Raw genomic sequence first — 13,232 nt, 5'->3', positions numbered from 1 at the left:
TCTGTTCTGTAATTTTTGTAGTGTACGTAACCCGTTGGAATTCTTCCGTAATTCCTGTGAATATTTGTCTAACGAATGTATATTTAGGTGAACCGTTTTCACCATAGAACTGAACACGACCTGCCGTTTTATCCGTTGTTATAATTTTCACATCGAAGCTAAATGTTACAGTTTCACCCGCTAATTCACTAAATATTTGATTTAAGTTATTCTTAAATACTCCATAAGCTGAATTTGAAGTTATTTGCGTCGTTTCCCAATATTTCGTATCTGATATTAAATTACGTACTCCTATTTCTTGCTCATTAAATTTCTTTTCTACACTTGTTAATTTTTCACTAATCTTTCCTGCTGCTTCTTTAATTTCAGTTGTTGTTTTCTTAAGTTCACTTGTTGTTTGTTGCACATCAGAAATAGTCTTCTTTGTGCCTTCCACAGTCGATTCAACCGTATTTAACTTATTACTAATTTCAGTATCTTTTTTTGTTAACGATTCAATAGAAGTTTTAAATCCATTAGAATCCTGTTCAAACTTAGTTACTTTCTTATCAATTTCACCTTGTTTATTTTCGATATTAGAAATTGTACGGTTGACACCTTGTAAACTTTCCTGCACTTCGTTGAATTGTCCTGTCGCTTGATTTTGTGCTTCTTGAACCTTCTTGTTTAATTCTGTTTTTGTTGATTCAATATCTTTCTCAACATCTTTAATACTTTGCTGTAATGGTCCTGTATCTGGAACGACAAGTTCCCATACTATACCTGTCCATATTTTCAAATTACCAGGCTTACCATTACTAATATCACGCCATAGTGTTTTATTTGGTTTAAGACCTGTTGTTGGCGGATTAACACTTTCTATGATATCTACAAGGTTCTGTTCCATGTATTCTTGAGTTGATTCCGCTATATCCTTTGCCGCCTTACTTTCTTTCTGAGCTTGTTCAGCTGTACCTTTCGCTTCTTCTGTTAATTTTTCTAGTTGTTCTAATAGTTCTTTATTGGCTTTATTACCTAAAGAAGCAAGCACTCTATTGTATAATTTTCGCATTTCTTCATTCGGATCGGTAATTTCACGATAATCACCAAATACATATTTATCTTGTGAAGGGTCGGTAAATGATTCATCACCAGCAATTGCCCTTGCTTCAAGATACAATTTAGGTGTAAATCCAGTATCCTTAATTCGGATTGTGTCACCTTCATTAATTAACTCATGAGCTAGACCAAATACACGCCCAATAGCAGCTGCTTCTACATCATAAGTAACAGAAGTATTAACGCGTTTTGCTAACTCTGTTTTCATCAGAGTCATAAGACGTTTCGGTGTCATATTTTGTTCTTCTGTTTCTGGTGTGTAGAACCCGAACTTATGTTGACCGCGCTTGTTCCATCGTTGAAATGCATCATTGTCTACAATGTAAGGTAAACCATTGTTAATGCTTTCAACCGTGATAATCGTGTCACCTTCGCCTCGTACAAATCCAACTAAAGCCGTGCAAATATCTCTAGAATGCTCAATACGTCTAACACCGACTAAATCTTTTCCTAAAGTTACTTCCTTACCAGTGTCTCTACCGCGTTTTTTCACCATATCCACGTACCAACCGACGATTTGTGAACCAACTACTTCTACACGATATTGAATTTCTAAATCGAATAAAGAAGCAATCTTTTTTAAAAACGTAAGTGGATCAATAAATTCGTCGATTGTCATAGTGTGGAATGTAGAATATTCAGTTTTACCACGTTTCCATTTCATACCTTCAAGAGCTATATCTATAAATTCGTTTACTGTTTTACTTTCTATCCTTTGAGGTTTTATAATTCCTGACTTAGAAATTTGAACCCAAGCACCAGAAGCATGAACAGTGACCGATCTATCCTTTGAATCTTTTTCAACCTCATTGTTTATAACATAAGGAACAATACGGCCATCACGTACTTCTTTTAACACTAGATTTTGCTGCAAAAGTGTTGCTGCATGTTCTGTATTATCAAATACTTTAAACTCTAAAGTATCGATATTATTCTTAATTTCCCAATGACGTACATCATCCCAATAATCTTTTGGCTGGATATTTGCAACGATTTGTTCTGTTTTAAAATCCACGACATGAAGTATACCGCTAGGTGTTCTCATCTATACCTCTCCCTATATATCACCTTTGCTTTTCCGATGTTTGCTGGCATGATTTCTAGTTTATTTTGGCCCTGATTGATTTTAGGGTAATCACTAAATAAATCCTTTAGGTTAATTGCACTTGCGCCATTGATACTCACAAGACTTTTTTCCGTATCAATTCGAACTTTATCCCCTTTTTCAATAATGTAAGGAGGGTTATCACTTGTATTTTGGTTTACTTTCCAAACCTTGATATCATCAACTGTTATCGTTTGCGCTGGATCATTATTCCACCATTGCGTGATAGAAAGTTGTATTTGCGCGACTTTATTCATTAAAATCCCATCTGTATCTACCCAACGTGCTTTTGCTCCGGCATCATCTATCTCAGTTCCTTCGGCAAATTTTGTAATGAAAAATCCCCATTCATTCCCGATTCGATATACTTGTAATCTACCGTAAAAGTTATTCCAAGTGTTCAAATACTTACCGCGCGTATTAATCATGGTTTGTTCCGCTGGATGACCAGGATAAGCAAGTTTAGCGAACCCATGTGTTTCTTCTGCTTCCCAAAACACATCGTTCATTGATAAGCGAGCGACAGGCTTACTACTTTCGTCCAGTAACGCTATTTCAACTCGTCCCATTTGAACATAACTGGAACTAATAAATCTCACGTATGAAGACATAATGAAATCTTGTATTGGTCCACCAGGAATACTTTTTTTCATAATTGCGCCATGATGGCCCTTATAACTGTTATCCCCATAATCAGTTACATACACTTGATGTCCATTTGTTTTGAGTGCACCGCCACCTTTGGCGTCTTCAAATTCCGATACATTTGTCCAACCTATTATTGTAGACATTTCATCCCACATTACACGCTGCTTACGTTCTACCGGAAGTTGATTTGCTTGTAATGGATAACCAATTCGGAAGTATTCATTCCCCCTCCAAACATCTAAAAATGTAGAAGGATTTTCAACTTCAATTTCAATAATAGGCTCTGATTCTACAGTTCCTTTATTTTGAACGTTAGCAATTAATCCAGGATTATTTGTTTGAAATTCTACCGTTCGAGTAGGTCCTAGTTTATATGGCATAGGGCATACAAACGTAATAATTCCTTTACCTCTATTAACTAGCTCTTCTAAATCTATAGAACCATCAATAAGAGCCAAATAGGTTCGATCTAATTCATCATCAAAAATGAGTTCAGTAGGTTGTTCTGTAAATAACCACTCCGCTAAATCCTCTTTTATCTTTTGTAAATCAGCCATATTTTTCTTCGCTTTAATAGCAATAGGAACGTCAATACGACGCTCCTGTGTTTCTGTATTCATAAAAAAAGCACCTGGACGATGAGGTACTTTGACAAGGTTTCGTTTAACGGGAGCCCATGAAGGACGTTTTCTTCCCACTAGCATTTGAATATAATCTTTTTGAATATTATTAAATGTAAAGTTTAATTTACCCAAACGTATCACCGTCCTTAAAATTGCTCTAATTGTTTTCGCTTACGTTCTTGAAGCGCTGTGGTGTACTCGTACGTACCATTCGCTAACTCTTTACCATCAAGAACATTGGTCATGTTTACAGTAAGTTTTATTTCCTTTTCATCAAAAGATCTATTTGGATACATATTTCTATTAGTTGAAACATTTTGTCCACCATTAGGTTGATTATAATTTGCGAATCCATTTAAGGTATCATTAGGTATACTGTAATGCGACGTTTGGAATCCAAAATCAAAAACAGATGGCATATTCCCCATCTGTTTCTTAACCGTTCCAACTACATTTTTTGCTGCATCCACAACAAAACGTTTCCCTTTATCTATACCAACTCCAACACCTTCTGGAACAGCACTTCCTATAGGAATCATAACTTTCGAAGGACTGTTTATTTGTAACGCTGAAGAAAATGTTTTTCTAATATCCTGTGCCATGTTCCATGCTTTTGTAAATAGACCACCAGATGCACTATCTATACCTCGTCCAAGACCTTCAATAATACTTTTACCAATAGAATAAAGATTAATAGTATTAAAGAATTTTTCAACTGTATTCCATTTATCTTCAATATCATTCTTTATTTCCTTCATTTTATCGACGACAGCTTTTCTCTTTTCTTCAAATTTCCTTGAAACTGTATTTTTTATTTCTTCTACTTTATTGCTGGCTGCATTTTTCATCTCGTCATATTTATTGGAAACATCCGAACCCATTTCTTTCATTTTTCGAACAACATCATCTTTCATAACTTCAAACTTAGATTTTATTTGTCCAGTTTCCCAATCCACTTGATTTGCATGTTCCCCAGCTTGCGCTTTTGCTTCACTCACAATTTCCTTATGCTTATCTCTTGCCGTAGAAACTGTACTATCATATTGGCGTTTTGCTTCTGCAATAATCGCGTTGGCTTCATCGGCATTAATCGTTTTATTTTCATCTCGTTGCCGAATAGCCTCTGCAATTTTGTCATCACGCGTTTTCTTCGCATCTGCAATGACTTTATCCCTAGTTTCGGCACTATGCTGCACAACTTCTGCTGCTTGTCTTGCTGATATCTCACTAGCCTGTACACGCATATTTTCAAGAATTACTTTTTGCTCCATTTGATTTTTAGACATATGCTCTACAGCAACTCTGTCCATTTCATCTTGTAAAGCTTGCAAGGAGATACGTTCAGATGTTGTTAACTCTCTGTTTTCTCTAGCCGCTGTTTGTAGAATTTCTTTGATTTTATTTTCTTTTTCTTGAGTCTTTAATTTTTCTTGTTCGTAATGCTGATTAAGTTGTTCGATACGCTTATTTTCTTCTTCTGCTGTTAAAACGTATGAATCAGCGAAAAATTTTTTAAGGCCTTCAATCTCTTTTTGTTGTCTTGCATTTGTTTTTTCTATAATTGTATTAGCTAACTTATCATACTGTCCGATTAGCTTTTGTGATTGTTCTTCAGTTATCACTTCATGGTTCAATCTAATTTCAGTTAACTTTTGTCTAATGCCATCAGATAACTTGAAATACTCACCAAGGACTTTCTTTGTGGATGAGCTAACTTTACCTTCCGTATTCGTAGCAAAACGATCTACCGAAGCGATACTATCCTCTGTTGCTTTTTGATATGCTTTATATGCGACAACCCCAGTTCCAATGAGAGCGGCTGCAATTAAGCCGACTGGACCAAATAGTAAACCTATTGCACTTCCTAAGAATCCAACCGCAGCACTAGCAAGACCCGCAGCACCACCAACAATTCCCAATGATGTTGCTAATGCTCCAATCCCTGACATAACCATTCCAACCGCTGCTAGAACTACTCCAATAACTGTTGCAATAGCCGTTAAAGCAAGAACAACACCACCTGTAATTGCAATAGCCTTTTGTACTGGCCCTGGTAATGAGTTAAATCCATCCACAAGTTTCTGCAATCCAGCAACAAAAGCACTAACCACAGGAGCAAGCGCGTCACCAATTGTCTTTTTCATTGTAGAAAATGCTGAGTCTAATAATGTAATTCGTCCTTGTAGAGTATCAATTTTAGTTGCTGCAACATCAGCTGCTGTAACCTTCGACATGGAATCCCACATCTCATTAACACCCTTTGCCCCTTCTTTAAAGAGAATAGTTGCACCACGTACAGCATCCGAACCGAATAATGTTTCTAAAGCCATACTTCGTTGTTGGTCTGTTAAATCTTTCATAGACTCATGAAGTGTTCCTGAAATATTTTCTAGACTTTGAATATGCCCCTGTTGATCATAGAATTTTGATGATAAGAAAGCTGAACTTGTTGCTAATTCACGGAATGTCGTATCGCACTTATCATTCCATTTCTTAACACCTTCAGTTTTCATTACGTATTTTTCTAATGCAACTTCAATATCCCCTACGTTTCTGGAAGCTGGTTGAATACCGTTTTTAACTAAAAAATCAAAACCAGCTTGTGCATTATAAGTAATAAGACCTAAATCTTTCATTTTATTATACGCTTCTTTAGTAGATGGGTTTAACCGCATAAGCATAGTTTTTAAGGATGTACCTGCATCTGAACCTTTTAAACCATTTTGAGCGAATACCGCTAGAGTTGTAGCTGTATCTTTAAATGTCATCCCAGCTCCTGCTGCTACTGCTGACGATGCTGCTAAACCATATTTCAGTTCACGTACATCTGTAGCTGATGCATTTGCTGCACCTGATAATATGTTAGCTGCATCTGCTACTGAAAGATGATCTGCTTTAAATGCATTTAAGGCTGTGGATGCAATCTCTGCCGCCTCGCCTAATTCTAGCTCTCCTGCTGTAGCTAAGTTAAGAGCACCTTCTAAACCTCCATTTATAATATCTGTTAAACTAACTCCGGCTTTTATTAATTCCTCTATACCTTGTCCTGCTTGAACACTAGAGTACTTTGTCGTTTCTCCCATGTTAATAGCTAATTCGCTTAACTTTTTCATTTCTTCTCCAGTAGAACCAGATACTGCTTTAATGTTAGCCATTTGTTGTTCAAAATTCATTGATTCAGTAACCGCGGATTTTAAGCCACGTCCTATAGCATAAGTCATTCCGCCAAACACCATACCGATTTGCATTCCTGCATTTTGCAAATGGTTACCTAATGTCTCCATGCGATTACCAAAATTCAATAAACGATTGCCTTGCTGCTCTAATTCACGATTTGAATGCTGTAACCCAGTTTCAAATCGATTAAGTTCAGCTGTAGCACGATGGATTTGTTCAGCATAATGTTGTGCCGATTGACTCGCTTCGCCTTCTTCTGCTTTTGCGCGATTATAGGCTTGTTGAAGTTCCCTAATCTTTTCTTTCTGTTTATCCACCATGCGAGTGAGAACATCAATTTTTGCCCGTGTTTGCTCTGTTGCATTAGAAAAACCGCCCATGCCTGTTGTAATAGACTGAAATTCAGCCTGTAAAGATTTCAAAGAATTATTTAACTTATCCATCCCTTTTTGTTCAGCTTGACGGTTTACTTGTTTTAATTCATTTTCAAACCTATTTAAATCAGCAACCGCTTTATTGACTTGTGAAGCGTATCGTTGAGTTGCTGCATCATTTTCACCCAACTTAGCCTTATTTTGATCATAGGCTTGGCGTAATGCTCTAACTTTTTCTTTTTGTGCTTCAATCAATCTATTAAGTGCATCCGTTTTGGCTCGTGTTTGCTCACTAGCGTTTGCAAAACCACCCATACCAGTACTGATTGATTTCAATTCATTCTGTAAAGTCCTTACGGCACGTCCTGAATTCGCAATACCTTGACGAAAATTCACATTATCAAGGGAAAGCCTAACTACTAGATTATTCATTTCATTCGCCAATGTCTCACCCCCTTGCTAGATAATGTTTTCTGCTGGAACTTCAATTTCATTCGAATTCTGATTTTGGCTATTTGATTCACCTTGTTCACGGTATTTCTGGTTTAACCTTAAATAATGCCAAATATCCATTTCATTATCGATGTGATGATGTTTATATCCTTGGCGTAATAAAGAGAGGTAGAGCTCATCCATAAACTCACTGAATGTTAGCCCTCCTCCCTCTACGCGTTTGGGTTTTCTTCTTCTCCAAATCCAGAATTGCCACCAGCCGCTTCCACTGTTTCATTAATAATTGCATTAATTACATCTGAAGTAGTCGATAAGAATTTACGTGCATCCACACCATCCCAATATTGATCTAATGTAAATTGTCCATCGTATACTTTCACTACAAATTTGACCATTTTATCCATATCCTCTGGACCAGGATTATTTGGAATTTCAGCAAGCTCAGGTGCCTGACGGATTAGACGAGCTGGAATGAACTCCGGTAAATTAAAAGTTTCATTTTCCTTATTGATTCGTAAAGTTAATTTCATAGTTTATTCCTCCTTAGTTAATAAAAAAGAGAGAGCTTTTGCTCCCCCTTACTTTCCTGTTGGTGGTGTTACTGGTTTTTCATATACCTTTTTAAACCAATTATCACCAATGGCTTTTGTGAACGTAGGTTCATCAGCATCAGCCGTAAATTTCGGTCTATCATCAAAATCACGTTCAATGAACGATCCTTTAAGTTTTGTAGTCTGGAAGTTCGGTTTATCCTTCTTAGTTTCGGCTTCTTCTTCCTCTTGCGAAAGCTTCCCTTTTAACAACCAAACATATCGATATTTCCCGTTAGCCTTTAAGAAACGCCATCCAATTGCCAAATATGGTTTATCACCTTCACGCTTTTCATCTAATACACCATCTGTAACTTCTGGATATCCTTCAATATCTGCTTTTGCTGATAATGAAAGTCCACGAACTTCAATTTCAACTTCTACTTCTCCATCAGATTCGGCAATCTCTGATTTTTTGTTATCACTCCACATAATTTCTGAAGCTACTTTTTTAGATGTTTTAACCTTTACTGCCCCTTCTAATTTTTTTACATCTCCATATGAAACACCTGACGCATCATCTTTTACTAGTTTTGCATAAACAAGACTATCTACACCGACAGTCGAACTAATTGTAATAATTTCTCCAGCCATCTATAACTCCACTCCTTTCGCGAATCGCATCGCGTAATGAAAAATCTGTGTATCATCTTCATATAAATCAGCAACCGCATAACGTGAGAAACCAATACTTTTCATGATTTCATTCACTTTTTGATGAATCACTGTTGTACTACTTTTTGACCAAATATCGATTTGGAATGTGATTTTGCTTCCGCTTTCATCATTATCTGCAAATCCATCTGGCCTATTGTCTAATTCAAAAAACGTAATACGCGGAAACTCTTCAGCGTTTTTGGCTTTACGATAATAAAAACGTTTTCCGCCCAATAAAGAAACAAGCCCCTGATTATTTTCAAGAGCTTGTACAATTTCGGGTCGTAAATTTATCATAGATTCAACCTCATTTCATTCTTCAAAATATCTGTCATAGCGCGAATTGCCGCTTCTTTTGAAGAATTAAAACCCGGTTCTATAAATGGTTGAGCTGGCATTTTAGACGTTCCCCATTCTAAGAACTTCCCATAGAAAAATGGAGAGCGATCTGCTTTATCTATCCCAATTTTAATAGTTTTTATGCCACCTTCCATTTTAGCTTTTGTAACTCGTATATTATCAGCCAAATGTTGTCCTGTACGCCACGGTTCACTTTTCGTTGCTCTTTTAGGACTATCACTTCTTGGGGCTATTTCAGAAATAGCTTTTCGAATAGGCTCACCACCTGCTGCAAGAGCTTTATCTTCAATTTTTTCCCCACGCAGACCCATTTGCTCTAATTCAGATATCAAGCGATCAAATCCTAAAAACTCAACACCATCAGCCATTCATTCCACCACGCTTCCACATGATTGATAAGGTGTGTTTTTCAGTTGGAATAACTGAAATAATGTCATACATTACGTTCTTATACTTAATCTTCATATCAGCATTTACATCAGCGCGATATCGGATTTCCGTTTCACCTAGGATTTCGCTATTAGCTGCGGCTGCTTCAAAGTATTTTCTTACTTTTAAAAAAATAAAAGAACCCCATACAGTAAAAGAATCTTTATAACTTTCTATCAGATCACCGTCTGGGCTCTTTGCTTCATCGTCTTTTGTTTGAAATGTAAGACGTTTATCTAATTTCCCTGGATTCACTTGAATCACCACCACAATATTGCAATTGAACTAATATTGACTGCAAACTAAATGCTAATTGTTCAGCTTTCCCAACCGCTTCACGGTTTTCATGCCAATGAGAAATTAAAATACGAGCTGCTAATTTAGCAAGCTCGCTCTTTAAGTCCACATTTTTACTTGTAGCATTTTTAATATATATTTCAGCTGCTATTACGAAAGATGTAATGAGATCATCCTCCTCATCACCATCCACACGAAGATACTTTTTCGCTTCCTCTAATGTTAGTACCAAGAAGGACACCTCCTACCTTATTAAGCTCCTGTTTTAGGCGTAACAATAATTTGTCCATACACAACTGCTTCTGTATCCCATGGCGTAACATCTTCACGCTCGATTGCTCGGAATTCAGAAGTATTTGTTCTCCAAGCGTTTCCACCTTCTGTAGTCATATCGGTGGATAATTGTTTTCTATCCCAAAGAATGATGGCTTCTTTTAAATTACCAACAATGAAAGGCGCTTTCCCATCTTTATCTGTAGCGATTGTCTTATTGGACAAAGTAATAACCGGTTTTCCTGACAACAAACTACGTGTTGGATTTGTTGGATCTGGTTGAAGAAGCGGACGACCATTTTTATCTTCTAATTGATCTAAGTAATTGAATCCATCTTGGTTAGTAAAAATATTAGCCCCAGCTGCAAATGCCGGGTCTAATGTAACATTTAACGCTGTTTTAATGCCCTTATAATCTTTAAAATCAACCTTTGTCAATTTGTTGAGTTCTTGTAAAATTAGATAGTTACGAGTAGCAATAGATTTCTTAGCGATCCATTGGCGTAAATATTCTTCTAAAGCTTGATCTGTATCATCTAATAAATCATTTGGTACTGGTAAGAATCCTGCGTAATCTTCAATAGCATAAGATAAACGATCAAATTCAGGAGAAGCAATTTCTTGCATTGCATTCGGCTTACCGTACTCAGATAATGGAGCAAACGGTGTTGATGCCGCACGCTTTTCTAATGTACGAGCCCCTTTATTTGTTGAAACAGGTTGTACATTTACATATTTTTCTAAGTTATCAACCGTTTGTTTTAACTGATTAATAGTTGTAGTAATATCTTCTGGAACAATATAACCACCATCTTTACCTGTATTCTCAGATAAAGCTGCTTTATATTCCTGCATAACACTTGCTTCTTCATGACTTAAACTTTGACCACGAATAGCTTTCATAAATACGTCTTTGTATGATGGATCTTCATTTTTAACTGATGCTGGAGGTAATACTCCTGCTTGTGAGTTTACAGGCTCGGGAACTTGAATTTGCTTCATTGCTAAATAATTATCTAATTCATTTTTAGCGTTTTTTGCTTCCTCAATTTTTGCCTTTGCATCTTCATATTTACCGCTATTATTAAACTCTTCTGCTTTCGCTTTTAAGTCAGCAACTTTTTGACGTAATTCTTGTTCACGTTTATCCATTCGGTATTTCCTCCTTGTATTGGCACAAAAAATAGACCTATAGTTCTAACAGGTCTAGTGCATTTTGAATTTTTAATTGTTCATTATTGTCCTTCTTTGGAATAAATGGAGCTTTTGTAACTACTTTATTAGGTGTTTTTTGATATTTATCAAAGTAATCGCTCATACAAGCGGCAACTTCTTTTGCTTCCACAACTTCAATATCGAAGTATTTTTCAGCTTCTTCACCACTTAACCAAGTCTCAGCATCTACTAATTGTTGAATTTCTTCAATTTCAATGCCTTCTTTTAAGTTTTCTTTGTATACATTCATGATACCTGACTCAATATTGTCTAAGTCCTCTGCCATTTTACGAAGGTCATTTGCATCCCCTACACCAACAGTCCATGGTTTATGAATCATTAAGAATGCGTTAGAAGGAACGACAACACGATCACCGGCTAATGCAATTACAGAAGCAATAGATGCTGCAACTCCATCCACATAGACAGTTTTTTGCGCTTTATTACGCTTCAACATGTTATAAATAGCTAGACCAGCAAATACAGATCCCCCACCACTATTTACATAAATATTTAAGTTACTCTTATCATCTAACTGGCCTAGAATATTTTTCACATCATCAGGCATAACGTCCGAATCATCCCATTTCCACCCAGTATTATTTATAATGTCACCATAAATGAATAAATCAGCTGAAGAATCTGTTTGGTTTTTAATAGTAAACACATCTTTAATCGCCCTCACCTCCTTTCTGCGGTACACCTCCATTAGCTTTTGCTAATTGATATTCGTCCGCAATTTCAATAGATACATGATTTAAATCAACACGATGTTTATCACCGTATTCCCCGATTCCATCCATATCTTCAAGCTCTAATACTTTATTGATTGAGAAAGCACCAGCATCTAACATAATTTTATAGAATTCTGCTCGTGATTTAGAATCAGCACGTAATAAGCTTGTTAAATTAAACTTTAAGTAATATCGTTTTTGCTCATTAAACGAAAATGTTTTATAAGAAAACTCTTCTTCATATTGAATAAGAATTGGACTCAATGTATTTTGAATAAAATCCAACGCTTGTTGCTCAATATTGGAAAAAGTAGCACGATCCAACTCATTAATCATGTGCAAAGGAATATTAAAAATATTTGCAATCTCACCTTTATCAAACTTCATACCTTCGATGAATTGAGCATCTTTCAAAGGCATTCCAACCTTTTCAAACTCTAGTCCAGCATCTAAAATAGCTATTCTTTGCGCATTATTTAACCCTGTATTTGCCTCTTCCCATGCATCACGAAGAACATCTTTTGCTTCTTTACCAAGTGCTTGTTGCGTTTTTAATATTCCGCTATGCGCTGCACCGTTTGTAAAGAACTTACCTTTAAATTTTTGTGCCGCCTGTGAGCTACCTATAGACTCTCTGGCAATTTGAATAGGTGGTTTCCCCTTTAAACCATCAGTAGACAATGTAGTAAGATGAATAATATCATCATCAGGTATTTTTATAGACGTACCACCTGGCAAACTAGTAAAATACCATAGTTTATTGGTCTTTAGGTCTACAGTGGGCGTTGTAACAGCTGGATTCAGTACCCATAATTCTTTTGGTCTTCCATCCACACCCCAATGAATATTGATGTAGGCATTTCCCCATGTATTACGGTGTGTTTCAATTAAATGTTTGAATTTGAATGGGCTTTGATAAGGATTTGGTCTTCTTTCTAGAATAAAAGACACTTGATGTGCCTTATCCCGTTCTCTTCCCTTTACTGTCTTTTTAAACGTTTGAAAAGGAAGCATTGCAACACTATTGGCAAGGATGTTAATACATCGATAGACCGTTGGAACACTTAAAGATGATTCAACGGTTACCTTTTCGCCACTTGCGGCTTGATAACCAAATAAACTTTTAAACCAAGGAGCTGGATTTTTTAAATCTGTTGTATCCTGGTTCCTAAATAACTGCCGAAAGATCAAAAGTTTCA

The 13,232-nt window shown here is 36.3% G+C and carries 13 protein-coding genes; all 13 read right to left on the bottom strand.

What is annotated here, in order from left to right:
• The coding region (locus tag OXT04_RS28620; RefSeq protein ID WP_276591314.1) for a phage tail spike protein at positions 1-2,143 on the bottom strand (2,143 nt) is incomplete at its 3' end.
• Positions 2,140-3,606, bottom strand: coding sequence for a distal tail protein Dit (locus tag OXT04_RS28615; RefSeq protein WP_267418898.1), 1,467 nt, complete (start codon positions 3,604-3,606; stop codon positions 2,140-2,142). The genes OXT04_RS28615 and OXT04_RS28620, both read right to left, overlap by 4 nt.
• A gap of 14 nt (positions 3,607-3,620) precedes the next feature.
• Positions 3,621-7,469, bottom strand: a complete 3,849-nt coding sequence (locus OXT04_RS28610) for a phage tail tape measure protein (protein WP_267418897.1) — start codon at positions 7,467-7,469, stop codon at positions 3,621-3,623.
• Positions 7,470-7,484: 15 nt separating this feature from the next.
• On the bottom strand, positions 7,485-7,661 hold the full coding sequence (locus OXT04_RS28605; RefSeq protein ID WP_153588223.1) for a hypothetical protein: 177 nt from the start codon (positions 7,659-7,661) through the stop codon (positions 7,485-7,487).
• 29 nt (positions 7,662-7,690) lie between these two features.
• The gene (gene gpG, locus OXT04_RS28600) at positions 7,691-8,008 is read right to left on the bottom strand and encodes a phage tail assembly chaperone G (RefSeq protein WP_097822095.1); all 318 of its coding nucleotides are present in this window, start codon (positions 8,006-8,008) and stop codon (positions 7,691-7,693) included.
• 48 nt (positions 8,009-8,056) lie between these two features.
• Positions 8,057-8,662, bottom strand: a complete 606-nt coding sequence (locus OXT04_RS28595; RefSeq protein WP_097822096.1) for a major tail protein — start codon at positions 8,660-8,662, stop codon at positions 8,057-8,059.
• Positions 8,663-9,022, bottom strand: coding sequence for a tail completion protein gp17 (gp17, locus tag OXT04_RS28590; protein WP_267418896.1), 360 nt, complete (start codon positions 9,020-9,022; stop codon positions 8,663-8,665).
• On the bottom strand, positions 9,019-9,453 hold the full coding sequence (locus OXT04_RS28585) for an HK97-gp10 family putative phage morphogenesis protein (RefSeq protein ID WP_006921164.1): 435 nt from the start codon (positions 9,451-9,453) through the stop codon (positions 9,019-9,021). The genes gp17 and OXT04_RS28585 overlap by 4 nt, the downstream gene beginning before the upstream one ends.
• Positions 9,446-9,769, bottom strand: a complete 324-nt coding sequence (locus OXT04_RS28580) for a phage head closure protein (protein WP_267418894.1) — start codon at positions 9,767-9,769, stop codon at positions 9,446-9,448. The genes OXT04_RS28585 and OXT04_RS28580 overlap by 8 nt, the downstream gene beginning before the upstream one ends.
• A complete protein-coding gene (locus OXT04_RS28575; RefSeq protein WP_097822099.1) occupies positions 9,747-10,043 on the bottom strand; it encodes a head-tail connector protein in 297 nt (98 codons plus the stop codon). The genes OXT04_RS28580 and OXT04_RS28575 overlap by 23 nt, the downstream gene beginning before the upstream one ends.
• A 20-nt stretch (positions 10,044-10,063) precedes the next feature.
• Positions 10,064-11,236, bottom strand: a complete 1,173-nt coding sequence (locus tag OXT04_RS28570; protein WP_267418893.1) for a phage major capsid protein — start codon at positions 11,234-11,236, stop codon at positions 10,064-10,066.
• Positions 11,237-11,273: 37 nt separating this feature from the next.
• Positions 11,274-11,984 (bottom strand): head maturation protease, ClpP-related, encoded by a 711-nt coding sequence (locus OXT04_RS28565; protein WP_267418892.1) that lies wholly within the window; start codon positions 11,982-11,984, stop codon positions 11,274-11,276.
• Positions 11,971-13,224 carry a phage portal protein gene (locus OXT04_RS28560; RefSeq protein ID WP_267418891.1) on the bottom strand — a complete coding sequence of 418 codons (1,254 nt, stop codon included), beginning with the start codon at positions 13,222-13,224 and terminating at the stop codon, positions 11,971-11,973. Before OXT04_RS28560 ends, OXT04_RS28565 begins: the two co-directional genes overlap by 14 nt.
• Positions 13,225-13,232 lie beyond the last annotated feature (8 nt).

Source organism: Bacillus sp. GC_Bacil_1 (assembly GCF_026540675.1).
In the GTDB taxonomy this organism is placed as follows: domain Bacteria; phylum Bacillota; class Bacilli; order Bacillales; family Bacillaceae_G; genus Bacillus_A; species Bacillus_A cereus.
The sequence above is the reverse complement of the archived record's forward strand: the minus strand, read 5'-3'. Positions and strand labels throughout refer to the sequence as shown.